22 protein-coding genes and 1 pseudogene are annotated in these 24202 nt (G+C 71.3%); 9 read left to right on the forward strand and 14 right to left on the reverse strand.

The features are described from left to right. Window positions 1-153 precede the first annotated feature (153 nt). Window positions 154-630 (forward strand): universal stress protein, encoded by a 477-nt coding sequence (locus L3Q67_RS37880; RefSeq protein ID WP_499186219.1) that lies wholly within the window; start codon window positions 154-156, stop codon window positions 628-630. A gap of 5 nt (window positions 631-635) precedes the next feature. Here L3Q67_RS37880 and L3Q67_RS37885 read toward each other — a convergent pair whose 3' ends face one another. Beyond that, the gene (locus tag L3Q67_RS37885; RefSeq protein ID WP_499186220.1) at window positions 636-827 is read right to left on the reverse strand and encodes a hypothetical protein; all 192 of its coding nucleotides are present in this window, start codon (window positions 825-827) and stop codon (window positions 636-638) included. A 60-nt stretch (window positions 828-887) separates the two neighbouring features. Then, entirely contained in the window at window positions 888-1745 is an 858-nt protein-coding gene (ku, locus tag L3Q67_RS37890; RefSeq protein ID WP_499186221.1) for a Ku protein, read from the reverse strand. Between the two features lie 263 nt (window positions 1746-2008). Between ku and L3Q67_RS37895 the strand changes: the two genes are divergently transcribed. The 5 genes from L3Q67_RS37895 to L3Q67_RS37915 all read left to right on the forward strand — a co-directional run bounded on the left by L3Q67_RS37895 (window position 2009) and on the right by L3Q67_RS37915 (window position 11121). Beyond that, a complete protein-coding gene (locus tag L3Q67_RS37895) occupies window positions 2009-2908 on the forward strand; it encodes a P-loop NTPase family protein (RefSeq protein WP_499186222.1) in 900 nt (299 codons plus the stop codon). Between the two features lie 3 nt (window positions 2909-2911). Then, window positions 2912-3625, forward strand: a complete 714-nt coding sequence (locus tag L3Q67_RS37900) for a hypothetical protein (RefSeq protein ID WP_499186223.1) — start codon at window positions 2912-2914, stop codon at window positions 3623-3625. 13 nt (window positions 3626-3638) lie between these two features. Next, a complete protein-coding gene (locus tag L3Q67_RS37905; RefSeq protein WP_499186224.1) occupies window positions 3639-4817 on the forward strand; it encodes a sensor histidine kinase in 1179 nt (392 codons plus the stop codon). Continuing rightward, entirely contained in the window at window positions 4814-5512 is a 699-nt protein-coding gene (locus L3Q67_RS37910; protein ID WP_499186225.1) for a transcriptional regulator, read from the forward strand. Before L3Q67_RS37905 ends, L3Q67_RS37910 begins: the two co-directional genes overlap by 4 nt. A 143-nt stretch (window positions 5513-5655) precedes the next feature. After that, window positions 5656-11121 (forward strand): ATP-binding protein, encoded by a 5466-nt coding sequence (locus L3Q67_RS37915; protein ID WP_499186226.1) that lies wholly within the window; start codon window positions 5656-5658, stop codon window positions 11119-11121. Here L3Q67_RS37915 and L3Q67_RS37920 read toward each other — a convergent pair. From L3Q67_RS37920 to dinB, 4 genes are all read right to left on the reverse strand, one after another. Then, the gene (locus L3Q67_RS37920; RefSeq protein WP_499186227.1) at window positions 11096-12142 is read right to left on the reverse strand and encodes a glycosyltransferase family protein; all 1047 of its coding nucleotides are present in this window, start codon (window positions 12140-12142) and stop codon (window positions 11096-11098) included. The genes L3Q67_RS37915 and L3Q67_RS37920 overlap by 26 nt on opposite strands. Before the next feature lie 93 nt (window positions 12143-12235). Continuing rightward, window positions 12236-12889, reverse strand: coding sequence for a transcriptional regulator (locus tag L3Q67_RS37925; RefSeq protein WP_499186228.1), 654 nt, complete (start codon window positions 12887-12889; stop codon window positions 12236-12238). Continuing rightward, the gene (locus tag L3Q67_RS37930; RefSeq protein ID WP_499186229.1) at window positions 12886-14100 is read right to left on the reverse strand and encodes a sensor histidine kinase; all 1215 of its coding nucleotides are present in this window, start codon (window positions 14098-14100) and stop codon (window positions 12886-12888) included. The genes L3Q67_RS37925 and L3Q67_RS37930 overlap by 4 nt, the downstream gene beginning before the upstream one ends. A gap of 541 nt (window positions 14101-14641) precedes the next feature. Then, complete coding sequence (gene dinB / locus L3Q67_RS37935; protein WP_499186230.1) at window positions 14642-15838, reverse strand: DNA polymerase IV; 1197 nt, start codon at window positions 15836-15838, stop codon at window positions 14642-14644. A gap of 258 nt (window positions 15839-16096) precedes the next feature. On the opposite strand from dinB, the gene L3Q67_RS37940 reads away from it, so the two are divergent. Then, window positions 16097-16753 carry a VldE C-terminal domain-containing protein gene (locus tag L3Q67_RS37940; protein ID WP_499186231.1) on the forward strand — a complete coding sequence of 219 codons (657 nt, stop codon included), beginning with the start codon at window positions 16097-16099 and terminating at the stop codon, window positions 16751-16753. Here the strand turns inward: L3Q67_RS37940 and L3Q67_RS37945 are convergent. The 6 genes and pseudogenes from L3Q67_RS37945 to L3Q67_RS37970 all read right to left on the reverse strand — a co-directional run bounded on the left by L3Q67_RS37945 (window position 16719) and on the right by L3Q67_RS37970 (window position 19970). After that, window positions 16719-17216 (reverse strand): DnaJ family domain-containing protein, encoded by a 498-nt coding sequence (locus L3Q67_RS37945; protein WP_499186232.1) that lies wholly within the window; start codon window positions 17214-17216, stop codon window positions 16719-16721. The two genes, L3Q67_RS37940 and L3Q67_RS37945, sit on opposite strands and share 35 nt — an antisense overlap. 18 nt (window positions 17217-17234) lie before the next feature. Next, entirely contained in the window at window positions 17235-18110 is an 876-nt protein-coding gene (locus tag L3Q67_RS37950) for an NAD(P)-dependent oxidoreductase (protein ID WP_499186233.1), read from the reverse strand. A gap of 129 nt (window positions 18111-18239) precedes the next feature. Next, window positions 18240-18527, reverse strand: a complete 288-nt coding sequence (locus L3Q67_RS37955) for a transposase (RefSeq protein WP_499191594.1) — start codon at window positions 18525-18527, stop codon at window positions 18240-18242. Between the two features lie 70 nt (window positions 18528-18597). Next, window positions 18598-18861 (reverse strand): annotated as a pseudogene (locus tag L3Q67_RS37960) (hypothetical protein); the annotation flags it as partial. A gap of 50 nt (window positions 18862-18911) precedes the next feature. Then, complete coding sequence (locus L3Q67_RS37965; protein WP_499186234.1) at window positions 18912-19388, reverse strand: helix-turn-helix domain-containing protein; 477 nt, start codon at window positions 19386-19388, stop codon at window positions 18912-18914. A 78-nt stretch (window positions 19389-19466) separates the two neighbouring features. Then, window positions 19467-19970, reverse strand: coding sequence for a DedA family protein (locus tag L3Q67_RS37970; RefSeq protein WP_499191743.1), 504 nt, complete (start codon window positions 19968-19970; stop codon window positions 19467-19469). 641 nt (window positions 19971-20611) lie between these two features. Between L3Q67_RS37970 and L3Q67_RS37975 the strand changes: the two genes are divergently transcribed. Further along, entirely contained in the window at window positions 20612-21265 is a 654-nt protein-coding gene (locus L3Q67_RS37975; RefSeq protein ID WP_499186235.1) for a helix-turn-helix domain-containing protein, read from the forward strand. A 100-nt stretch (window positions 21266-21365) separates the two neighbouring features. Here L3Q67_RS37975 and L3Q67_RS37980 read toward each other — a convergent pair whose 3' ends face one another. After that, window positions 21366-22457, reverse strand: a complete 1092-nt coding sequence (locus L3Q67_RS37980; RefSeq protein ID WP_499186236.1) for a S1 family peptidase — start codon at window positions 22455-22457, stop codon at window positions 21366-21368. 250 nt (window positions 22458-22707) lie between these two features. Between L3Q67_RS37980 and L3Q67_RS37985 the strand changes: the two genes are divergently transcribed. Further along, entirely contained in the window at window positions 22708-23691 is a 984-nt protein-coding gene (locus L3Q67_RS37985; RefSeq protein ID WP_499186237.1) for a sigma-70 family RNA polymerase sigma factor family protein, read from the forward strand. Here L3Q67_RS37985 and L3Q67_RS37990 read toward each other — a convergent pair. Then, window positions 23574-24167: a DinB family protein gene (locus L3Q67_RS37990; RefSeq protein WP_499186238.1), complete on the reverse strand. Its 594-nt coding sequence runs from the start codon at window positions 24165-24167 to the stop codon at window positions 23574-23576. The two genes, L3Q67_RS37985 and L3Q67_RS37990, sit on opposite strands and share 118 nt — an antisense overlap. Window positions 24168-24202: the final 35 nt, after the last annotated feature.

Here is a 24202-nt window from a genome sequence, read left to right on the forward strand (position 1 = left end):
GAGAGTTCGCAGGCCAACGCACGGTGAGGCGACGATGCCTGCACGAATCACTTTTGCTGTGACTGGCGAAAGTATGCGTGTCCTGCACGAAACCTGCAAGGGTGTGGTCGGTGAGTTGCACCCGAATGCCGAGGGCGTACGGTGAGACGCATCATGAGCGACGCCCGGATCCTCATCGGCTTCGACGGCACACCCACGGCTGAGCACGCCATCCGTGAGGCAGCCACCCTGCTCGGCGCCCGGCGCGCACTGGTGGTCACCGTCTGGGAAGCCGGGCAGGCGTTCTCCCCGCTCAACCTGCCGATCAGCGGCATGGAGGGCGCTCCGGCCTCCACCGACATCCGCACCGGTCTCGCGGTGGACCAGGCCGCCTACGAAACCGCGCACCAGCTGGCCACCTGGGGTGCCCGGCTCGCGTCCGAGCACGGTTTCGACGCCACCGGCCACGCCGTGGCCGACGACGTGACCGTCGCCGACACCCTGGTACGGCTGGCCGCCGAGGTCGGCGCGGCCGCGGTGGTGCTCGGCGCGCACCGGCACGGCAAGCTCAGCAAGCTACTGCTGGGCAGCACCTCGTCCAGCGTGATCCAGCACGCTGACTGCCCCGTGGTGGTCGTACGCGGGGAGTGAGGCCCTCAGGCGCTGACCAGGTGGGTTTCCGTGCAGACGCAGTCCCCGGAGACGCTGCGGCAGTCGATGATCAGCAGGTGGCGGGCTCGGCCCAGATCGGCGCACCCCGGCTCGGTGCACTCCGGTTGTGCCTCGAAGTGCAGCACCAGCGTGCCGTGGCAGTGGTCGAGACCCGCGGAACAGGTCGCGCATTCCATCGTTCCTTCGTACCACCAGCCCGGCCGCACGCCGCCCACCACCCCGTGCTCGGCGTGTCGTCAGGCGCTCTTCTTCTTCGCCGTGGACTTGCGTGCCTTCGGCTTCTCGGCCGTCTCCGCAGGAGAGATATCGGTCTTGCGACTCTTCTTCGCCTCGCTGACGCTCGCCTGCAGCGCGGCCATCAGGTCGACGACCTCACCGTCGTCGGCGGGCGCCGCCACGGCGGTGGTCTCCTTGCCCGCGGCCTTCGCCTCGATCAGCGCCTCCAGCGCCTCGCGGTAGCGGTCGCGGTACTTGTCCTGCTCGAACACCGGCTCGGACAGCGAGTCGATCAGCGAGCCGGCCATGGCCATCTCCTGGTCGCGGATCTGCGGCTGGTCCTCGTTCAGGAACCCGAAGTCGGCGGCGCGCACCTCGTCCGGCCACAGCATGGTGGTCATCACCAGCACGTCGCCGACCACGCGCAGCAGCGCGAGCGATTCCCGCTGGCGGACCGCGACCTTGGCGATGGCCACGTGCCCCGACTTGTGCAGCGCGTCGCGCAGCAGCACGTACGGCTTGGCCATCGACTTCTGCGGCTCGAGGTAGTACGTCCGGTCGAAGAAGATCGGGTCGATCGACTCCAGCGGCACGAACTCCAGCACGTCGATCGACTTCGAAGTGGACAGTGGCAGCTCGGCGAGGTCGGTGTCGGTGATCACCACCATCTCACCGTCGTCGAGTTCGTAGCCCTTGGCGATTTCGCTGTAGGGCACCTCTTTGCCGTCGACGGTGCAGAACCGCTTGTACTGGATGCGGCCGCCGTCCTCCTCGTGCACCTGCCGCAGGGAGACGTTCTTGTTCTCCGTGGCGGCGTACAGGTGGATCGGAATCGTGACCAGGCCGAAGGACACCGAGCCCTTCCACATCGCGCGCATCGTGTCCAACCCCTCCGTAAACGGCCACCACCGGCATACCTGCCGCTCAACGTTACGCCGTAAGGGGTGCTCGGCGGAACTCCTGATCACCATGCGTATCGCACGTTCCGACCGTGCGTTCCTCATGCCGGCTCGCCCGAGCGCTGTCCTCCCCCGGTCGTACGCGGATGTCGTCTCCGCGGACGACGAGGTGCGGCCTGCACGCCGACGCGCCGGAGCCACGCCGGACGGCACGGTGTGCGTCGAGGCGGAAAGGAGCTTCGATGATCGAGACCACCGGGCTGACCAAGCGGTACGGCCCGAAGAAGGCGGTGGACGACCTGTCGTTCACCGTGCGGCCGGGCCGGGTGACCGGCTTCCTCGGGCCGAACGGCGCGGGCAAGTCGACCACCATGCGCGTCATCCTCGGCCTGGACCGGCCCGACGGCGGGCATGCGCTGGTGAACGGGCGCCCGTATAGGGAACTCAAGAACCCGCTCCGGACGGTCGGCGCGCTGCTCGACGCGCGCTGGGTGCACCCGCAGCGGTCCGCGAAGGCCCATCTGGAGTGGCTGGCGGCGGCGAACGGCATCCCGCGGCGGCGGGCGGCGGAAGTGCTCGAAATGGTCGGGCTGACGGACGTGGCGGGAAAGCGCGCGGGCGGGTTCTCGCTCGGCATGTCGCAGCGGCTCGGCATCGCGAGCGCCATCCTCGGCGACCCCGAGATCCTGCTCTTCGACGAGCCGGTGAACGGGCTCGACCCGGAAGGCGTGCTGTGGGTGCGCAAGTTCCTGCACCGGCTCGCCGACGACGGGCGCACCGTGCTGGTGTCCAGCCACCTGCTCGCCGAAATGGCGCTCACCGCGCAGGATCTGGTGGTCATCGGCCGCGGCAAGCTGATCGCGCAGTGCGGTACCGACGAGTTCATCGCCCGCGCCGCCGACAACGTGGTGCGGGTGCGCACCCCGCGCACCGACCTGCTCGGTGCCGTGCTCGGCCGCGAACGCGCGCTCTTCTCCCGGGACGGCGACGCCCTCCTCGTGTCCGGGGTGGACAGTGCGAAGCTCGGTGAACTGGCTTTCGACAACGGGATCCCCTTGCACGAGCTGAGCCCGCAGCGCGGCTCGCTGGAAGAGGCGTTCCTCCGGCTGACCGGTGACGCGGTCGAGTACCAGGCGGCGTGAACCATGAACCTGCTCGTTTCCGAACGCATCAAACTGCTCTCCACCCGCTCGCCGTGGTGGTGCCTGATCAGCGCCTTCGTCATCGTGGTCGGCACCGCGGCGTTGATGGCGACCGCCGGGGAGGGCGACCTGTCGGTGGCCGACACCCAGGGCGGCACCAAGATCGCGCTGGCGGTGGTGGTCGTGCTCGCCGCGCTGGCGGTGACCACCGAGTACCGCTTCGGCACCATCCGCGCCACCTTCCAGGCCGAGCCCGCCCGCGGGCCGGCGCTGGCGGCGAAGGCGGTGGTGGTGGCCGTGGCCGCCGGGCTGGCCGGGATGCTGGCCGGGCCGGTCGCCTGGCTGACCGCCGAACTGCTGGCGCCGGACCGCACCGCGGGCCTGGCCGGGGGCGCCGAGTGGCGGACCGTGCTCGGTTCCGGTCTGCTGTACGCGATCTCCGCGGTGATCGCGGTGGCCGTCGGCGTGCTGCTGCGGCACACCGCCGGTGCGCTCGCCCTGCTGCTCTGCTGGGTGCTCCAGGGCGAGATGCTGCTCGGCCTGATCCCGGAATTCGGCCCGGCCGTGCGCGACTGGCTGCCGTTCCGCGCCGGTGCGCACCTGGTGAGCGGCGACGGCGGGCCACTGGGGCACTGGGGGTCGGCCGCCTACTTCGCCGCGTTCGCGGTGGTGCTGTTCGGTCTCGCGATCTCGGTCGCCAAGAAGCGCGACGCGTAGTTAGGTAGCCGGAGTGCGGAGGCTGCTGTCCTGGGTGCGGGCACGCCCGGTGGTGACCGACTGGTTGCTCACCGGGCTGCTCGTGCTGCTGTCCCTGCCCGCGGTGCTGCTCTCGCCGTACGCGAACTGGCCGGTCCGGTTGCTCAGCGGGCTGCTGATCCTGCCGGTGCCGTTCCGCCGCACCCGCCCGGTGGCGGCGATCGCGTTCGCGCTGACCGTGTTCGCCGGCCAGATCGCGTTCACCGGGACGCGCGACGCCCTGCTCCCGGCGAACCTCTCGCTGGTCTTCCTGATCTACGCGCTGGTGGTCTACGGGCCGCGCCGCGCGTTCTGGCCCGCGGTCGGGGCGACCGTGGTGCTTTCGGCGCTGTGGTCGGTCAAACTCGGCGGTCTCACCCAGGCGACGCCGGTGCTGCTGGCGGTGCTGACGGTGTTCCTGATCGCGACGCTCGCCGTCGCGGACGGGGTGAGCGTGCGGTTGCAGCAACTCGGCGAAGCCCGCGAGCGCGCGCGGGAAGCGCAGGAAAAGCGGGACGCTTTGGCGCGGGCGGCGGTCGCCGAGGAACGGGCGCGGATCGCCCGCGAGATGCACGACGTGGTGGCGCACGCGGTGAGCACCATGGTGATGCAGTCCGAGGGCGCGCGGCTGCTCGGCAGGCAGGATCCGGACGCGGTCGACGAGGCGCTGAAGGCGATCAGCGGCACCGGACGCGAGGCCATCGTCGAACTCCGGCGCGTGCTCGGCGTGCTGCGGGAAACCGGGACGGGCACCGAACCGCAGCCGGGGCCGGACGCGCTCGCCGGGCTCGCCGAGCAGACCAGGATCGCCGGCGTGGCCACCCGGCTCGACGTGCTCGGCAGCACCGGCGGGGTGTCACCGGGGGCGGCGATGACCGTGCACCGGATCGTCCAGGAGGCGCTGACCAACGTGCTGCGGTACGCGCCGTCCGGCGCCCGTTGCGCGGTGACCGTGGATTTCGGGCGTCCCGAACAGGACGCGCGGGAGATCGAGGTGTCGGTGGTCAACGACGGCGGGTACGGGGTCCAGCGGGCACGCGCGGTGGACGGCAGCGGTTACGGTGTGCTCGGCATGCGTGAACGAGTGGCGATGTTCGGGGGCGAGCTCACCGCGGAACCGGCCGGGGACGGCGGGTTCCGGGTCACCGCGCGACTCCCGCTGGAGGCGTCTTGACCCACCGCGTCCTCATCTGCGACGACCAGGCGCTCATGCGCGGGGGCCTGCGCATGGTGGTTTCGAGCGCGCCCGACCTGACCGTGGTGGGTGAGGCGGAGAACGGTGAGCAGGCCGTCGAACTCGCCGGTGAACTGCGGCCGGACCTGGTGCTGATGGACGTCCGGATGCCGGTGCTCGACGGCGTCCGCGCCACCGAGCTGATCTGCGCCCGCGACAGCGAAGTCAAGGTCCTCATGCTCACCACCTTCGACCTCGACGAGTACGTGCTCGCCGCGACGCGCGCCGGGGCGGGCGGGTTCCTGCTCAAGGACGCCAGCGGCGAGGAGATGCTGGTGGCGATGCGCGCCGTGCTGCGTGGTGACCGCGTGCTCGCGCCTTCGGTGATCGACCGGATGATGGCGCGCGAACTGGGCGGGGCACCGCCGCGCGAGCCCGATCCGAAGGTCGCCCGGCTGACCGGGCGCGAGCGTGAAGTGCTGGTGCTCGTGGCGCGCGGGCTGAACAACGCCGAAATCGCCGAACGGCTGTTCATCAGCGTGACCACGGTGAAGACCCACCTCACCCGGATCCTGCCGAAGCTCGAACTGCGCGACCGGCTGCAGGCGATCGTCTTCGCGCACGACAACGGGCTCGCCGGCCTCGCTGCGACCAACCTCACACCGGAAAGTGGTCGGTCAGCCACAAAGAAATGAGCTGGCCATCGGCTGCGCTCGGGTGTCCTTTGGCGGGTTCCTACAAAAGCAGGCCCTCGCCATGCGCCGATGACGACATAGGAACCACCCGCCGGTGTGCGAGAGGCTACGGGTACTCAGCGGGACTTGGGAGGCTCAGCTCGGTGTTCAGTCGTGTCGCCATCGTCAACCGTGGAGAGGCCGCGATGCGGCTCATCCACGCCGTCCGCGAACTCGCCGTGGAAACCGGCAGGCGGATCGAGACCGTCGCCCTGTACACGGACGCGGATCGCACGGCCACCTTCGTGCGGGAGGCGGACATCGGCTACTGCCTCGGCCCGGCTTCCGCGCGCCCGTACCTCGACCTCGAAGTGCTGGGGCGGGCGCTGACCGAGACCCGCGCGGACGCCGCCTGGGTCGGCTGGGGCTTCGTCGCCGAGGACCCGGCGTTCGCGGAGCTGTGCGAAAAGCTCGGCATCACCTTCGTCGGCCCGAGCCCGGAGGCCATGCGCCGCCTCGGCGACAAGATCGGCGCGAAGCTGATCGCCGAAGAGGTCGGGGTGCCGGTCGCGCCGTGGAGCCGCGGCGCGGTGGAGAGCCTGGACGCCGCGATCGAGGCCGCGGGCCGGATCGGCTACCCGCTGATGCTCAAGGCCACCGCCGGGGGCGGCGGCCGCGGCATCCGGGTGATCAACTCGGCCGAGGAGCTGGCCGAAGCCTACGAGCGCACCAGCATGGAGGCCGAGCGCGCCTTCGGCAGCGGCGTGGTCTTCCTGGAGCGCCTGGTCACCGGCGCCCGCCACGTCGAGGTGCAGGTCATCGCGGACGGCCAGGGCACCGCGTGGGCGCTGGGCGTGCGCGACTGCTCGATCCAGCGGCGCAACCAGAAGGTCATCGAGGAGTCCGCCTCCCCGGTGCTCTCCGCCGAGCAGACTGCTGAACTGAAAGCCGCCGCCGAGCGGCTCGCGCTCGCCGTGGACTACCGCGGCGCGGGCACCGTCGAATTCCTGTACCACCCCGGCGAGCAGCTGTTCGCCTTCCTCGAGGTGAACACCCGCCTGCAGGTGGAGCACCCGATCACCGAGGCCACCACCGGCGTCGACCTGGTCAAGGCGCAGTTGCACGTGGCCGGGGGCGGCAAGCTCGAAGGCGAGCCGCCCGCCGAACTGGGGCACGCGATCGAAGCCCGGCTCAACGCCGAGGACCCCGACCGCGACTTCGCGCCTTCTCCCGGCCGCATCGTCCGGCTCGACCTGCCCGCCGGGCCCGGGATCCGGGTGGACACCGGGGTCAGCGAGAACGACACCATCCCGGCCGACTTCGACTCGATGATCGCCAAGATCATCGCCTACGGCCGCGACCGCGAAGAGGCGCTGGGCAGGCTCCGGCGCGCGATGGCGCAGACCACGGTGATCATCGAGGGCGGGGCCACCAACAAGAGCTTCGTGCTCGACCTGCTCGAGCAGCCGGAGGTGCTCGACGCCTCCGCGGACACCGGCTGGATCGACCGCGTCCGCGGCGAGGGCAGGCTGGTCACGCACAAGAACTCCGCGGTCGCGCTGGCCGCCGCGGCCATCGAGGCCTACGAAGACGAGGAAGCCGTCGCCCGGCAGCGGCTGCTGTCCACCGCGCACGGCGGCCGTCCGCAGGTGCAGCTGGAAAGCGGCAGGCCGCTGGAGCTGAAACTGCGTGGCGCCGGCTACAAGGTGCAGGTCTCGCGGGTCGGGCCGCAGCGGTTCCGCGTCGGCGTCTCCGGTGGCGACGGCGAACCCCACGCCGCCGACGTCGAGATCGACCGCTTCGACCGCTTCACCGGCCAGATCACCGTCAGCGGGCAGCGGTTCCGCCTGGTCTCGGCCAGCCACGGCCCCATCCACCTGGTCGAGGTGGACGGCGTGGCGCACCGGATCAGCCGCGACGAGGGCGGCGTCGTCCGCTCCCCCGCGCCCGCGCTCGTGGTGGCCACGCCACTGGAGGTCGGCGCCGAGGTCGAGGCGGGCGCTCCGGTGCTGGTGCTGGAGAGCATGAAGATGGAAACCGTGCTGCGGGCGCCGTTCCGCGCGCGGCTCAAGGAGTGCGCGGTCTCGGTGGGCAGCCAGGTGGAGACCGGCGCGCCGCTGCTGCGCCTGGAACCGCTCGGCGACGACGACGCCCAGGCCGACGACGCCACCGACAGCGTGGCGATCGACCTGCCGGCCGAACCGGCCGGGGTGCCCGCGCAGGACCGGGTTTCGCGTGGTCTCGAGGACCTGCGCAACCTCCTGCTCGGTTTCGACGCGGACCCGGTCGACGGCCGCCGCGTGCTGAACGGCTACCTCGCCGCCCGCGCCGAACTGGTCGCGGCGGGCGGGCGTCCGCTGGCGGGCGAGCTGGACCTGCTCACCGTCTTCGCCGACCTGTCCGAGCTGACCCGGAACCGCCCGGCGCTCGACGAGTCCACTCCGGACTCCCGGGTGCACAGCCCGCGCGAGTACTTCCACACCTACCTGCAGAGCCTGGACGTCGAACGCGCCGGGGTGTCGGCGACCTTCCAGGACCGCCTGTCCACCGTGCTCGGCCACTACGGGGTCGGCGACCTGGAGCGCACGGCCGAGCTGGAAACCGCGGTCTTCCGCGTTTTCCTGGCCCAGCAGCGCGCGGGCGCCGGTGCCGACATCGTGGCCACGCTCCTGCGGCAGTGGCTCAAGGAAGGCCCTCCCGGCGGCACCCTGCGGGACGACACCGGCCCGGCGCTGGAGCACCTCATCGCGGCCACGCAGCTGCGTTACCCCGCGGTCTCCGACCTCGCCCGCGGCGTGGTGTTCACCTGGTTCGCCCAGCCGCTGCTGCGGCGCAACCGGGCCGCGGTCTACACCTCGGTCCGCAAGCACCTTCGGCACCTCGACCAGCACCCGGACGCCCCGGACCGCGCCGAGCGGATCGCCGAGATGGTGGCCAGCACCGAACCACTGGTGCGCCTGCTCGGGCAGCGCATCGGCCGCCCCGGCGTGGACCACGCGCCGCTGCTGGAAGTGCTGACCCGCCGGTACTACGGCAACCGCGGGCTGTCGAACGTGCGCACCGAGCAGGCGGGCGGCTGCACCTTCGTGGTCGCCGAGAGCCAGCGGGCCGAAGGCGCCGCGCACGTGGTGACCACCGCGGTCGACTTCACCTCGCTGGGCGCGGCGGTCCGCGCGCTGGCGGACAAGGGTGACCTGGTCGCCGATCTCTACCTCAGCTGGGACGGCCAGCCGGAGGACGCCGACGAGATGGCCGCGGAACTGCGGAAGGTGATCGCCGCCGAGGACCTGCCGAGCCGGGTCCGCCGGGTGACCACCACGGTGGCCGGGCGCAGCGGCGCGGTGATGCACCACCACTTCACCTTCCGGCCGTCGTCGGCGGGCTTCGCCGAGGAACGCCTCATCCGCGGCCTGCACCCGCGCATCGCGCAGCGGATGCAGCTGGAGCGGCTGAGCAACTTCGACCTGACCCGCCTGCCCTCACCGGACGAGGAGGCCTACCTCTTCCAGTGCGTGGCCCCGGCCAACCCGGCCGACGAGCGGCTGGTGGCGCTGGCCCAGGTCCGCGACCTGACCCCGCTGCGCGACAGCGAGGGCAGGCTGTACGCGCTGCCCGCGCTGGAGCAGGTGCTGGCCACCTGCCTGGACGCGATCCGCACCGTGCAGTCGCAGCGCCCGGCGCGCAAGCGGCTGGGCACCAACCGGATCCTCATCTACGTCTGGCCGCCGAGCGAGCTGACCATGGCCGAGGTCGACATCATCGCCCAGCGCGTGCTGCCGACCACCGCGGGCGCCGGGCTGGAGGAGGTCCTGTTCGTCGGCCGCCGCCGTGACCCGGAGACCGGCAAGCTGACCGAGGCCGCGTTCCGGATCGGCTTCGACGCCGGGCACGGCGCGCGGATGAGCGTGGGCGTGCCGGAGACCGAGCCGATCGAGCCGATGGACAGCTACCGGCAGAAGGTGCTGCGCGCGAGCAGCCGCGGCACCGTCTACCCGTACGAGCTGACCGGCCTGCTCACCGGCGACGGCGGCAGTTTCACCGAGTACGACCTCGAAGACGGCAAGCTGGTGCCGGTGGACCGCCCGCGCGGCGGGAACTCCGCGGCGATCGTGGCCGGGGTGGTCACCACGCCGACCCGCCGCCACCCCGAGGGCATGACCAGGGTGGTGCTGCTCGGCGACCCGACCAAGTCGCTGGGCGCGCTGTCCGAGCCGGAGTGCGCGCGGGTGATCGCCGCACTCGACCTCGCCGAAGAACTGCGGGTGCCGCTGGAGTGGTACGCGCTGTCCTCCGGCGCGCGGATCTCGATGGGCTCGGGCACCGAGAACATGGACTGGGTGGCGGCCGCGCTCAAGCGGATCGTGCACTTCACCCAGGACGGCGGCGAGATCAACATCGTGGTGGTCGGCATCAACGTCGGCGCCCAGCCCTACTGGAACGCCGAAGCCACCATGCTGATGCACACCAAGGGCATCCTGGTGATGACCCCGGACTCGGCGATGGTGCTGACCGGCAAGCAGGCGCTGGACTTCTCCGGCGGGGTCTCGGCCGAGGACAACTTCGGCATCGGCGGCTACGACCGGGTGATGGGCCCGAACGGGCAGGCGCAGTACTGGGCACCGAACCTGGCCGCCGCGTGCGGCCTGCTGATGTCCTACTACGACCACACCTACGTGCTGCCGGGCGAGTCCGGGCCGCGGCCGATCGGTACCACCGACCCGCACGACCGCGACATCACCGGCTACCCGCACCAGGCCGAGGGCAGCGACTTCACCACCGTCGGCGAGATCTTCTCCCCGGCCACCAACCCGGATCGCAAGAAGTCCTTCGACATCCGCACGGTGATGCGCGCGGTGTCCGACCAGGACCACCCGGTGCTGGAGCGCTGGGCCGGCATGGCCGACGCGGAAACCGCCGCGGTGCAGGACGTGCACCTCGGCGGGCGGCCGGTGTGCCTGCTCGGCATCGAGTCGCGGTCGGTGCCGCGGCGCGGTTTCCCGCCCACCGACGGGCCGGACACCTACACCGCGGGCACGCTGTTCCCCCGGTCGTCGAAGAAGGCGGCCAGGGCGATCAACGCGGCCAGCGGCAACCGGCCGCTGGTGGTGCTGGCCAACCTGTCCGGCTTCGACGGCTCGCCGGAGTCGATGCGGAAGCTGCAACTGGAGTACGGCGCGGAGATCGGGCGGGCGATCGTCAACTTCGACGGCCCGATCGTGTTCTGCGTGATCTCGCGGTACCACGGCGGCGCGTTCGTGGTGTTCTCCAAGGCGCTGAACCCGAACATGACCGTGCTGGCCGTGGAGGGCTCGTTCGCCTCGGTGATCGGCGGTGCCCCGGCGGCGGCGGTGGTCTTCGCCGGTGACGTCAACTCCCGCACGGCCAACGATCCGCGGGTGGCCGAACTGGAGACCCGCGTGGCCGAGGCGACCGGTGCCGAGCGGGCCGCGCTGACCACGCGGCTCGCGGAGGTCCGCTCGTCGGTCCGCACGGAGAAGCTCAGCGAGGTGGCCACCGAGTTCGACCGGGTGCACAGCGTGCAGCGCGCGGTCGAGGTCGGTTCGGTGGACGCGATCATCAGCGCCGCGGAACTGCGGCCGAAGATCATCGAAGCGATCGAGCGCGCGTGAACCGCCTGCTCGGGGCCCGCACCTGGGCCCCGAGCAGGACCACCGCGGTGACCAGGTAGAGGTTGCCGGTGATCGCCACCGGCAGCGCGAACACCGGGGCGAGCAGCCGCAGCGACGGCCGGAAGGCCAGCAGCGGTACCAGCCAGACCCAGTGGTGCGTCCAGGAAATCGGGCTCACCAGCAGAGCACAGCCCGCGGTGGTGAGCAACGCGCCGCGCGCGTCACCGGCGAGGTGCAGGCGCCGGACCACCAGTGCGGAGGCGAGTACCGCCAGCACGCAGAACCCGGCGGTCAGCGGTAGTCCCCAGTCCTCCGGCGCGGTCCTGGCGACGAACCCCTGCCACGACTGGTTCCCGATCCAGCCCTTCATCTGCGCGAAGTGGTCGTTGAAGATCGCGGACGTCCAGTAGCGCACGGAATCCTTGGGTAGCACCAGGAAACCCAGTGCGGTGGCGGCGGCGAAAGCACCGAGCGACCGCAGCGCGGCCGTCCGTCGGCCGGTGAGCAGCAGGTGCCCGATGAAGATCAGCGGCACCAGCTTGATCGCGGCGGCCAGCCCGATCAGCAGTCCGCGGTAACGGGATTGCCGCAGTACCAGCACATCGGTCACGACCAGGGCCATCAGCACCAGGTTGACCTGGCCGAGCCCGATGCCCTGCCACACCGGGTACAGCGCGAACCCGCCGAGCACCAGCCACCAGCGGCGGTCGTCGGTGAAGGCGCGGACGGTCACCAGCAGCGCGGGTGCCGCCGTCACCGCGAGCAGCGACCAGCACAGCTGGACGGGCAGCGTGGCGAAGGGCGTGAACAGCAGCGCCGCGAACGGCGGGTAGGTGAACGGCAGCTCCGGGGTCCACTCCGGCAGGGCCCGCAGGTGCTCGTAGAGCGGTTCGCCGTGCAGGACGGCCCAGCCACCCGCGCGGTAGACGGCGGTGTCGACGCCGAGCGGGCGGTCGAGCACCCACCAGAGCAGCCCGGTCGCCCCCAGTCCGGCCGACACCAGTGCGATCAGTGCTTTCACGAGGCCCGACGATGCCGGAGTCCGGGGCCGCGATCGTCCGGCTGGGGAGCGGTTTCCCGGCTGCTCCCCCGGTACCGTCCCGGCGGGCGCGTACTACCCGGGTACCACCACGCCCGCTTCGTACGCGGCGATCACCGCCTGGGCGCGGTCCCGCACGCCGAGTTTGGCGAAGACGCGGCTGACGTGGGTCTTCGCCGTCTGCTCGGCGATCACCAGCTCGGCCGCGATCTCCACATTGGACAGTCCTTGCGCGACCAGCCGGAGCACCTCGGTCTCGCGCTCGGTCAGCTCGCCGACCCGCGAGCCCGCTTCGAGCGCCGGGCCGCGCGCGGTGAACTCCCGCACCAGCCGCTGGGTCACCGAGGGCGAGAACAACGCGTTGCCCGCGGCGATCACGCGGACCGCGGTGACCAGGTCGTCCAGCGGCGCGTCCTTGAGCAGGAAACCGCTGGCCCCGGCCCGCAGCGCGCCGTAGACGTATTCGTCGATGTCGAAGGTGGTCAGCATGAGCACCTTCGACGCCGGGGCGGGGCCGGCGAGGACTCGGCGCGTGGCCTCCAGCCCGTCCATGACCGGCATGCGGACGTCCATCAGCACGACGTCCGGCCGCAGCTGGGCGCAGAGTTCGACGGCGGCGGCGCCATCGGCCGCCTCGCCGAGCACGCGCAGGTCGTCCTGCGCGTCGAGCGCCGCCCGGAAGCTCTGCCGGACCATCGTCTGGTCATCGGCCACGACCACGGTGATCAAGGCTCGCTGCCCTCCCGCTCCCCCACCGGCAGCCGCGCGGCCACCCGGAACCCGCCGTCGCCGGTCGTACCCGCCTCCAGCGTGCCGCCCAGCATGGCGACCCTCTCACGCATGCCGAGCAGGCCGTGCCCCGGACCACCGCGCTCGGGCACGCCACCGCCGGCGGAGTTCCGCACGGTGACCCCGACGGCGTCGCCGTGGGCGACCAGTTCGACCACGACCCGGCTGCCGGTCGCGTGCCGGGCCGCGTTGCTCAGCGCTTCCTGGACGATCCGGTAGACCGACAACGCGACGCCGGCGGGCAGGTCGTCGAACCCGCCGCGCACGTCGAGTTCGCAGTCCATGCCGAGCGAGCGAACCCGTTCGGCCAGCTCGGCGATCTGGGCGGCGGTGGGCTGGGGTGCGGTCGGTTCGGCGTCGGCCCCTTCCGCCCGGAGCACCCCGAGCAGGCGGCGCATTTCGACCATGCCCTCGCGGGCGGTCTCGCTGAGTTCGGCGAATTCGGTCCGGACGTCGTCGGACAGCCCGGGGAAGCGGAAGCGCGCGGAGTCGGTGCGCAGGGCGAGGACCGACATGTGGTGGGCGACCACGTCGTGCAGTTCGCGGGCGATGCGGGCACGCTCGGCGAACACGGCGTTCCTGGTCGCCGAGGCCGCGCGCTGGCGTTCGGCGATCCGGCGCTGGCGGACGGTGTTGCCGAGGACCAGCAGCACGGTCATCAGCACGACCAGCATCAGCCAGTCGCGCCAGTCGCCGACGTGCAAGGGCAGGAAGGCGGCGGTCACCACGGCGACACGGGCGACGACGGCCTGGGTGTGGCTCTCGGCCACGACGTAGAGCACCAGCGCGGTGACCAGTGCCAGGCCCGGGGACCAGGCCCAGCCCCACTGGCGGACCGAGCCGGGGTGCACCAGCGGGGTGATGGCGATCAGTACCAGCACCAGCCGCCAGGCCCACAACGGCGACCGGATGGCGACGAGCGCGGGGGCCAGCACCAGGAGCGCGAGCGGGAAGACCAGCGGCGTCCCCTCCACCCACGGCGGCGCCGTGAGCGCGGCGACGAACGCGGCCCAGATCCCGATGGCGCAGTAGATCACCACCCGCAAGCGGCGCAGCGCCACCGACTTGGACACCTCGGCCTGCGGGGCGGCCCCGGTGACCAACGTGTAGCGGGTGACCTGCCACCACTCGCCCCACCGCGCTCGCGCCATGACAGCCCACCCTACGGCCCAGGCCACCTCCTGCCCCGGCAGCGCACGGCTCCCCTTGCCGGGCAACTGGGCCGGATGACCGCCGCCCAACCAGAGCTACCTCCGCATTCCCTCCACCAGCGGCCAGCACTCGCCTCGGCCACTCGTCCAGCGCCAAGCCACCGCCACCCCCACCCCGCAGCCACCCAGCGCTACCTCCACGCCCCCTCCACCAACGGCCAGCACTCGCCCCGGCCGCTCATCCAGCGCCAAGCCACCGCCACCCCCACCCCGCAGCCACCCAGCGCTACCTCCGCCTTCCCTCCACGAGCAGCCAGCGCGGCCACCCACCTCCACATCGCGGTGGTGCTGTTCGTCGAGGCCCGGGGCCAGGCACAGGGCTGCCGATGTGTGGCTCGGGCCGAGCGCTCCCCCGACTGGTTGGTGGCTGCTCGGACGGGGCGGCGGTGGTGGCACCGGGCAAGCGGCCGGGGCGGGTGCTGGCTGTCGGTGAGGGAGGGCAGATCGCCGCTCCAAGCCAGCCGCCGCAGAGCCGTCTGCGTCAGTCCGGTAGTAGCGGTACCTGCACCCCCTGGTCCTTCCCCAGCAGCACCGCTCGCGTCACCGCGGCCGCGCCGTAGCGTTCCCGCAGGTCGTCGAGGGTGGCGTCCAGTGAGCCTTCCGCAGCCTTCCCGAACGGCAGGGTCAGCTGGATCGCGTTCTCGTCGTCCAGGTTCGCCAGCGACAGGCCCAGCAGCGTGATGCCCTGCTTCTCGATGATCGGCATCGCGCCCGCCAGCAGTTCCCTGGCCGTGGACAGCACCACCTGCGTGCCGGCGGTCGCCTCCGGCAGCGTGTGCGAGCGCGTGGCACGCGAACCGTCGGCGAAGCGCAGCCGCAGCACCACCGTCCGGCACACCCGGTGCGCCGCCCGCAAGCGGCGGCCGAGCCGGTCAACGATGCCGAGCAGGATGGCGTCGAGGTCCTCCGCGGTGCGCGGCCGCCTGCCGAGCGCGCGCTGGGAACCGATCGACCCGCGTCGCTTGCCGACGCGCACCGGGCGCGGGTCGCGGTTGTGCGCCAGCGCGTGCAGGTGGTGCCCCGCCGCCCGGCCGAGCATGGACACCAGCCGTCCCTCGGCCAGGTCCGCGACCTGCGCGACGGTGGTGATGCCGCGCGAGTGCAGCCGCTCGGCGGTGACCCGGCCGACACCCCAGAGCCGCTCCACCGGCAGCGGGTGCAGGAAGTCCAGCTCACCGCCGGGCGGCACCACCAGCAGCCCGTCCGGCTTGGCCACCGCGCTGGCCACCTTCGCGAGGAACTTGGTGCGGGCCACGCCCACGGTGATCGGCAGGCCGACTTCGCGCAGCACGTCCTCACGCAACCGCACCGCGATGTCGGCGGGCTCGCCGCGCAGCCGCTTCAGCCCGGCGACGTCCAGGAAGGCCTCGTCGATGGAGATCCCCTCGACCAGGGGCGTGGTGTTCCGGAAGACCGAGAACACCGCTTTGCTGGCCGCCGAATAGGCCTTCATCCGCGGCGGCACCACGACCGCGTCCGGGCAGAGCGCCCGCGCCTGCCACCCGCCCATCGCGGTGCGCACACCGCACGCCTTGGCCTCGTAGCTGGCCGCCAGCACCACTCCCCCGCCGACGATCACCGGCCGCCCGCGCAGGCTCGCGTCGTCACGCTGCTCGACGGAAGCGTAGAACGCGTCCAGGTCCGCGTGCAGGATGGTGGCCTCGGTTCGCACGAACACATGTTCGCATCCGAACCCCGCGAAATCGACGACATTCGCTCACCTGTTCGATTCGTGTCGCGATCGCACAGAGTTGCCGGAACGTCACAGAAAACCGTTCTACGTGCGCAGACGTATACAGCACGAATGGGTTGCTCAACAGTTTTGTGGCACTCGACACTCGGACGTGACTCTGCCGTAGCCGTTTCGTAATGTTGCCGTCGGCTCTCGTGCAGAGCTACCCACCGGTACCCCCGAACCAGTGAGTGAGCAGCAGAAATGTCAGGAAGACATCGCAAGAAGGTCGCGTCGTGGAAGATGCCGGCCGGCCTGGGCGCGGGCGTGGCAGCCGTGCTCGTGGTGCCGGTGTGGCTCACCGGCGGCCCGTGGGAGTCCCCGCAGACCGGGGTCGCCCTCGCGGTCCAGCCACCACCCCCCGCCCTCCCCGCCCCGGCGCTGACCAGTCCCCCGCCCGCCCCGACGACCACGACGACCACCCCGCCCCCGTCGTCGTCGGCGGTCACCACGACCACCCCGCCGCCGGAGACCACCTCGGAGAAGAAGACCCCCGAACCCGAGAAGTGCGGCACCGCCCTGGAAGGCACCAAGCCCCACGTCGCCCAGGTCGGCAACCACATCAAGGCCAAGTTCGGCGTCGACGACATCGGTGGCGCCGCCGGGCGCTCCGGCGCCAGTGACCACCCCGAAGGCCTCGCACTGGACTTCATGGTGGGCACCGCCGAAGGCAACGAAATCGCCGACTACATCCTGCAGAACCGGAAGGCCTTCGGCGTCACCTACGTGATCTGGCGGCAGCGCTACAACGACGGCAGCGGCTGGTCGATGATGGAGGACCGCGGCGGCGAGACCGCGAACCACTTCGACCACGTGCACGTTTCGTTCAAGTCCGGCGCCGACGTCGACGTGACCTGCTGAACCAGCTCCGGCGCTTCGGTGGCTCAACGGTCGCCTCCGGCTCGGTGGCGGGCGTGACCGCCACCCGCTCCGCTCGCCACCGCTCGACCACCTCGTCGGCGTCGGCCAGGCCCACCGGCACCTGCGGCCCGGTGGGCATCCGCATCCACTCGGCGATCCGGCGGTTGAGCACCCGCACGTGGTCACGGACTTCCCGCTCGGTGCGCAGCTCGCGCACCGCTTCCGGCAGTCGCTCCAGCTCCTTGCGCAGCAGGAGCGACTCCGGAAGCAGCGCACCCGCCGAGACCCCCTCCCGGCGCAGGTAGTCCTTCAGCCACCAGTGCTCGTCGCGGGGCCCGCGCAGCCCCGGCAGCGGCTTCCCCGCGCCGGGCAGGTCGTCGAAATCGCCGCGCTCCTGCGCGGTCCGGATCTGGCGGTCCACCCAGCTCTCGAAGTCGACCCCCGGCGGTTTGCGTTCGGTCACCCCACCAGTATCACCGGCTCAGCGGCGCCGGCGCAGCTGCTCGAACAGGCTGGTCCAGCTCTTGTCGCCGTCCCCGGCCGCGATGGCCCGGTCGTACTGGTCCTTCACCGCCCGCGGCAGCCCGGTGTCGATCCCGGCCTCGTAGCTGGCCTGCACGATGTGGTCGGCGGTGGCCTTCATCATCAGCGCGTTGGCCTGGTCGCCGGGGTGGTCGCCGGTGTCGAGTTGCTTCGGCGCCTCGGCCATCATCGGCGCGATGGTGTTCAGGTTGCTTTCGGCGTAGGGCCAGAACTTCTCCGCGGTCACGCCGTGGGCCTCCAGCAGCGCGTTCGCGTGCAGGTAGGCCGAGAGCGAGGTGAGGAAGATGTCCAGCTGGGCCTGGTAGAACAGCTGGGCCAGGGCGTGGTCGGCACCCAGGTAGTCGGTGCGGCCGATCAGCGCGAGCGGCTCGCGGAACCGCTCGAACACCGCCTCCGGTCCGCTGTAGAAGACGTAGGAGCCGTCCTGCCCGACCCACTCGGCGGGCACCATCACGCCACCGGCGATCAGTTCGGCCCCGCGTCCGGCCAGCCAGTCCGCCGCCTCGCGGGTGCGGCTGGGCGTGTCGGAGCTGAGGTTGACCACCACGCGGCCCCGCAGCGCGTCGCCCACCGGGCCGAGGATGTCGTACATCGCCTCGTAGTCGGTGAGGCTGAGGATCACCAGTTCGTTCTCGGCGACCGCGCTCGCGGCGCTGTCGGCGCGGCTCGCCCCGGCCGCCACCACGCCGTCGGCCCGGCTCGCCGTGCGGTTCCACACGGTGACCGGGTGCCCGCCCTCGAGCAGCACCCGCACCATCGCCTGGCCCATCGGGCCGAGGCCGATGAAGGTGATCGGGGTGGGGTTCTTCGTCATGTTCGCTGTCCTTGTCCGTCGATCGGCTTCGATGGACCCCACGCTGCCCGCCCCCGCCCCCGGAACTCTTCGGACTCACGCACGAGGCACCAAAAGTCCCAGTTCAGCGCGCCTAGTAGAGTGTCGCGGCTAACTCGTGGGGTAGAGGTGGCGGAGTTTGACGCGTGCGTTGTCGGTGGTGAACTGCCAGCGGATTTGGCGTTGCTCGGCGTTGATGGCGTGTTGCCAGGCGGCGAGTTCGGTGTTGAGGGTGTCGATGTCGCTGATGCGGCGGTCGAGGCACTGGCGACTGAGTGCGGAGAGTTCGATCTCGGCGATGTTGAGCCAGGATCCGTGTTTGGGGGTGTGGTGGATCTGCAGGCGCTGGGCCAGGGCGAAGGCCTCGTCGGGTTCGAAGGCCTCGTAGAGCGAGGCGATGCTGTGGGTGCCCGAGGTTGTCCATGACCAGCACCACGGTCTCGGCGTCGGGGTAGTCCACGGTCAGGAGTTGTTTGACTTGCCTGGCCCAGTCGATTTTGGTTCGCTGGGCCAGGGCGCAGACACGGCGCCACCCTTGCAGGGGCTCGGTCCACACGAAGATCGAACAGGTGCCGCACCGGACATATTCGCTGTCCTCACGGGCATCGCGGCCCGGCCGGGCCGGTGACGGGTCGCGGACCTGGCCGAGTAGCTGGAAGGGCTTCTCGTCCATGCACACGACCGGGCGGGCGGGGTTGTGCGGCCGGGCATAGACGGCCAGCACGTCTTCCATGCGGGCCGCGAACTCCGCGTTTGCCCGTGGCGGGATGTTCCAGCACTTTCTCAGATGAGGGCGCAGTTCCGTTTTTTTAGGACCCGGCCGATGGTCGAGTGGTCCAGGTTCGGGATGTCCTCGGTGAGTTCGACGTGTTTTTCCAGCAGCCGCAACGACCACCGGGCATGCCCGGCCGGCGGCTGCGAGCACGCCAGCGCGATCAGCCGGGCCTCGACCTCACCGGTCACCGGAGACGGCACCGGCGGAAGGTCCCGTTTCCTGCGCGAGATCGTGGCGTGGACATCACCGCCGGTCTCAGCGAACCGCTTCGCGACCAGCCGCAGCATCTCGCCCGAGACCTCGAGCCGGGCCGCGATCACCTCCTTCGGATCAGGCTCGCCCACCGAAGTGTCCAACGCGAGCAGCACCCGAGCCCGCCTGATCGCCGACGCCGGATGCACACCCGTGACGGTCAGTCGACGCAGCTCTTCACGATCCCGCGCGGTCAATGTGACCGGCCGCTTCATCTCCGACACCACAGCCATCCTCGTCCGGCGGGATGCAGGACCCGCCGGACAACAGCCTCCCAGCCACACCCACCAACACTAAGCAGCGACACGCTACTAGGTCAGGGATGCGGCGGCGTGGCCCGCGAGGATTTCCGCGCCTGCCCACACCACTGCCGCGCACGCGCTCCCGGCCGAGAACCGCCGGTACGGCATCGCCGTGGAACCGGCCACGCGCGGCACCACGGTGCGCACCCCGGCCAGGAAGCGCCCGGCGATCACACCCGGCAGGCCGTACCGCGCGTTGAACGACTCCGCCCGGTTCCAGCGCGCGTCGCCGACTCGCCTGCCGAAGCGCGAAGACCGCAGCCGCGGCCCCCAGCGGCGTCCTTCCAGGTACGCCAGTTGATCCCCGAGCACGGCCGCGGTCACCGCCACGGCCAGCGCGAGTGGCAGGTTCAGCGTGCCCTGCTCGGCGAGCCCGCCCATCAGCAGCAGCGTGGACAGCGTCGGCAGCACGATCCCGGGAAGCAGCGCGGTCTCCGCGGTGATCAGCAGCCCGCACACCAGGTAGATCAGCGGCGGTGGGAGGTCAAGAAGCGAGCGCAGCAGACCGTCCACACCGGACCTCCCCGGCCGGTGCCAGCGGCGATGCCGCCCGGTGCACGAAGGCGGGTGGCAGGTTCGGCCACACCAGTGGTCCCCGCGTGACCACGGCGAACCGTTTCCGCAGCGACGCGGCGAACTGGCGGGCGGGGTCCACGCGGTGTAGCCGTAGGCGAAGGTGGTGAACCGGCCGTCCGGCGACAGCACCGCGGTGACCTCGTCGAGGATGCGCCCCTGCTGGGCGGCCGTCATCACCGCCCACGGCAGGCCGGAGATCACCACGTCCACCGGTTCGTCCACATAGGACTCCAATGCTTCGGCCGAGTCCCGCACCACGGTGACCGGACCGCGGCCGTAGCGTTTCCGCAGCGGAGCGGCCAGCGGGATCGCGTGCACGCCGTGGTCTCCGCCTACGAAAGCGGCCTGGTGCGGCCCGGCAACTGAAATCCCGTGCGTCCTTGTTTCGGCCGTGTTACCGGGCTCGATCAAATCGAAAACACCCCGGAAACATCCACCCGAGATCGCAATTACGCCACGCTGCACCGGGGCGGCTGATTCCCCCGAAGGGCGGGTGACACGGCGGATTCCGGCAGTAGTATGGGTCGCCTTCGAAACTGTCGCGAAATCCGCAGGCGTACTAGGCGGTCGAACGAGCAATGGGTGAACCCGAGCGGATCCCGGACGAACCGGCGGTCGGCCTGTCCGGCGCGCGCTTCCCGACGGCACGGCAACGGGCGAAGCTGGACGACGGTGACGACAGCGCGAGCACCGGCCGCGACGGCAGGAAACGACGCCACCGCCAGGACCGGGTCGGCCGCTCGGGCGCACGCTTCCCGTCCGCGAGCGCGCTGGAGAAGTACGGCGAGCCAGAGCCAGAGCCAGAGCCGGAGCCCGAACCCCCGCCGCCACCACCACCGCCTCCGCCACCGCCACCTCCGCCGGAACCGCCATTGCCACCGGAACCGCCACTGCCGGTGGACGACGGGGTCCGGGTGCGGCCGTACGTCCTCACCGGCGGGCGCACCCGGAGCAGGCGGAAGCTGGCCATCGAAACGCTGATCGCCGCGGACCCGAGGCGGACGGGGTTCACCACCCCCGAGTCCGCGCGGGTGCTCTCGATCTGCCTGCAGCCGCGCTCGGTGGCCGAAATCGCCGCGCAGCTCTCCGTTCCCCTCGGCGTGGCACAGGTCCTGATCGGCGACCTGGCCGAAGCGGGCCGGGTCACCGTGCACGCCACCGCCATCGCCGACAACGGCCGCCCCGACCTGGACCTGATGTACCGCGTCCTGGACGGCCTGCGCAGGCTCTGAAGCCCCACTGGATCCGGAGGTTGCCGGGGACACGAATGTGGCTTTCGGAGCGGAATCCGCCCCGAAAGCCACATTCGTGTTCAGCCGGCGCGAGAACAGGTCAGCCGGTGTAGAGGGTCAGGCCGTAGGCGCTGAGCGCCTCGTTGACCGGCTGGAAGAACGTCGTGCCGCCGGACGAGCAGTTGCCCGAACCGCCCGAGGTCATGCCCTGAGCCTGCACGCGGGTGCCGGAACCGGGGTCGCTGACCACGGAGCCGCCGGAGTCGCCCGGCTCGGCGCAGGCGCTGGTGCGGGTCAGGCCGTAGACGATGTCACCGCCGCCGTAGTTGACGGTCTGGTTGAACGCGCCCACGGTGCCGCAGCGCCAGCCGGTGGTCGAGCCCGAGCGGCAGATGCGGCTGCCCACCGGGCTGACCGCGGAACCGGCCACGGTCACGTCCGACCCGCTGGACCAGCGGTCCACCAGCGGGGTGGACACGGCGGCCGAGCTGGTCACCTGGATGCGGCCGTAGTCGTTGCCGGGGAAGGAACTACCGGCCACCGGGCCGATCGCGCCACCGGTGCCGGTGACGTTGCCGCCGATCTCCGTGCAGTGCCCGGCGGTGATGATGTACCGGGTACCCGAGGAGTTGCGCGCGTTGAAGCCGATCGAGCAGCGGCCGCCGCCGAAGTAGATGGCCTGGCCGCCGATCAGGTTCCACTTCGGGTGGTTGGCCTGGGTGGTCGGCTCCACCCGGACCGCCGAACCGGCCGCGTTGGCCCACGCGACACCGGCGGCGTCGTTGTGCAGGACCGAAACCACCACTTCGTTGGTGGTCACGTCCACGTACCAGCCGGTCACCGAGTCCGGCACGGAGTTCGCTCTGCTGTCCAATGTGGATTGCACATCGGCGAGCTTCGCCGCGCTGTTCTCGACCACCTTCGGCACCGCGCCTGCCGAGCGGATCTCGGCGGTGCGCGCGGCGTCGGTGGTGCCGACGACGAACTTGCCGGTGGTGCTGTCGATCCAGGAGCTCGCGTAGGCCGCGCCGAGCCGCTGGCTCAGCGACTCCTGGGCCGCGGCCAGCGCGGCGGGCTCGGCCGATGAATCCAAAATGGACACTTGAGTGGCGGAAGCTGGGCTGGCGACGGCGACCGCGGCTGCGGCGGAACCGACCAGGGCCAGGATTGTGCGCAGGGAACGTCGACTCACGAACGGCCTCCAAGGCAGGGAAGGAAAGGGCCGGGAAAAGCGACGGTGTACACCTGACGGAGGACGCTACGGCAAGCCCCAGGGCACCGATAGCGGCTATTTGAGCGCTCCATCCCACCCTGTGGACCCGCTCACCCGGTCACGCTGGGTTACTGAACCATCCTTCGGGTGCGGACGATTGGTGATTGACCCACCCCGGGTGTCGTAACGGTGCCGGTTCACCGGGCCGGAAACCTGGCAAGCTGGCGGCGTGACCGCTGGATCGCTGGAGCAGTTCGAGGCCGCCCGGCCCCGCCTGTTCTCCTTGGCCTACCGGATGCTCGGCGAGGCCGCCGAGGCCGAGGACGTGGTGCAGGAGGCCTATCTCCGCTGGGAGAAGGCCGGGCCGGTGGACACCCCGGCGGCCTGGCTGACCCGGGTGGTCACCAACCTCTGCCTCACCCGGCTCACCTCGGCCCGCGCCCGCCGCGAGCACTACCCCGGCCCCTGGCTGCCCGAGCCGGTGGTCACCGGGCCGGGGCCGTGGGAAACAACCGAACAGCGCGACTCACTCCGGTTCGGCGTGCTGGTGCTGCTGGAGCGGCTCACCCCGGCCGAACGGGCGGCCTTCGTGCTCCGCGAGGGCTTCGACTACAGCCACCGCGAGATCGCCGGCATCCTCGGCGTCTCCGAAGCGAACGCGCGACAGCTCTACCGGCGTGCGCGCGAACACGTCGGCGAGCCGCGCAAGCGGTTCGACGTCCCGGCGCGCAAGGAGATCGTGGAGCGCTTCCTGGCGGCCATGCACCAGGGTGACCTGCCCGCACTGGAGCGGTTGCTCACCGAGGACGTGGTCGCCTGGTCCGACGGCGGCGGCAAGGCCAGCGCCGCGCGCCGCCCGATCACCGGCCGCGCCAAGGTGCTGCGCTTCCTGCTCGGGCTGGCCCGCCACCCGCGCATGGCGGGCGCCGAATTCACCGTGGCACCGATCAACGGGGAACCCGCGCTGCTGCTGTTCGAGTCGGGTGCGCTGACCGCGGTCATGGTGCCGGAATTCACCGGGGGACGGCTCAGCGAGATCCGGAACGTGCTCAACCCGGACAAACTCGCTTTCGCCGCCGCCCAGCTCGCGAATGGTCAGGCAGGCACCCGCCACGACGGATCGCGCCCGCTCAAGCCGAGCAATTGTTCCAGCGCGCTCGCGTCTTCGGGCACTTCCACCACCGGGCCGAAGAGACCGGGATCACGCGGCTGATCCGGTGGCGCGATCATGCGGACGAAGCCGGTGGCCACCTCGATCTCCCCGGGATCGGCCTCGAACGGCTGCCCGGTCGCCTTCGCCAGGTCCCAGCCGTGCACGAGCAGTTCGTTCAGCGCGACCTGGCCCGCGACCGCGCCCGGCAGTTCCACCCCGCCCACCGCGGTCATCCCGTCCCACGCTCCGGGCGCCCGCCAGGCTTCGGCGAGCGCGTCCAGCTCGGCGGGGATCCGGGTGCGCCAGTCGTCCCCCAGCGCGCCCGCCCGCGGCTCCGGCGGGGCCGCGGTCAGCGGCCCGAGGTCCTTGCGCGCGGCGGCCTGGAATCCCCGTGAAAGACCGTGGATGTGGTCGAGCAGTGTTTCGATCGCATAACCGGTGCACGGGGTCGGGGCCCCGAGCTGCTCCTCCCGCACCCCGCTCACCAGCGCTTTCAGCCGCCGGACCGCCGGGCCGATGTCGAACACCTGCGTCATGAACCCTCCCGTGCCGATTGTCACCGCCACGTTAG

Source organism: Saccharothrix sp. AJ9571, from assembly GCF_021725495.1.
Taxonomy (GTDB): Bacteria; Actinomycetota; Actinomycetes; order Mycobacteriales; family Pseudonocardiaceae; genus Amycolatopsis; species Amycolatopsis magusensis.

What these genes read in the sequence shown, in the direction of transcription:
- L3Q67_RS37880 (WP_499186219.1), top strand. Translation starts at nt 154, where the DNA reads ATGAGCGACGCCCGGATCCTCATCGGCTTCGACGGCACACCCACGGCT.
- L3Q67_RS37885 (WP_499186220.1), bottom strand. Translation starts at nt 827, where the DNA reads ATGGAATGCGCGACCTGTTCCGCGGGTCTCGACCACTGCCACGGCACG.
- ku (WP_499186221.1), bottom strand. Translation starts at nt 1,745, where the DNA reads ATGCGCGCGATGTGGAAGGGCTCGGTGTCCTTCGGCCTGGTCACGATT.
- L3Q67_RS37895 (WP_499186222.1), top strand. Translation starts at nt 2,009, where the DNA reads ATGATCGAGACCACCGGGCTGACCAAGCGGTACGGCCCGAAGAAGGCG.
- L3Q67_RS37900 (WP_499186223.1), top strand. Translation starts at nt 2,912, where the DNA reads ATGAACCTGCTCGTTTCCGAACGCATCAAACTGCTCTCCACCCGCTCG.
- L3Q67_RS37930 (WP_499186229.1), bottom strand. Translation starts at nt 14,100, where the DNA reads ATGGCGCGAGCGCGGTGGGGCGAGTGGTGGCAGGTCACCCGCTACACG.
- L3Q67_RS37940 (WP_499186231.1), top strand. Translation starts at nt 16,097, where the DNA reads ATGTCAGGAAGACATCGCAAGAAGGTCGCGTCGTGGAAGATGCCGGCC.
- L3Q67_RS37950 (WP_499186233.1), bottom strand. Translation starts at nt 18,110, where the DNA reads ATGACGAAGAACCCCACCCCGATCACCTTCATCGGCCTCGGCCCGATG.
- L3Q67_RS37965 (WP_499186234.1), bottom strand. Translation starts at nt 19,388, where the DNA reads ATGGCTGTGGTGTCGGAGATGAAGCGGCCGGTCACATTGACCGCGCGG.
- L3Q67_RS37975 (WP_499186235.1), top strand. Translation starts at nt 20,612, where the DNA reads ATGGGTGAACCCGAGCGGATCCCGGACGAACCGGCGGTCGGCCTGTCC.
- L3Q67_RS37990 (WP_499186238.1), bottom strand. Translation starts at nt 24,167, where the DNA reads ATGACGCAGGTGTTCGACATCGGCCCGGCGGTCCGGCGGCTGAAAGCG.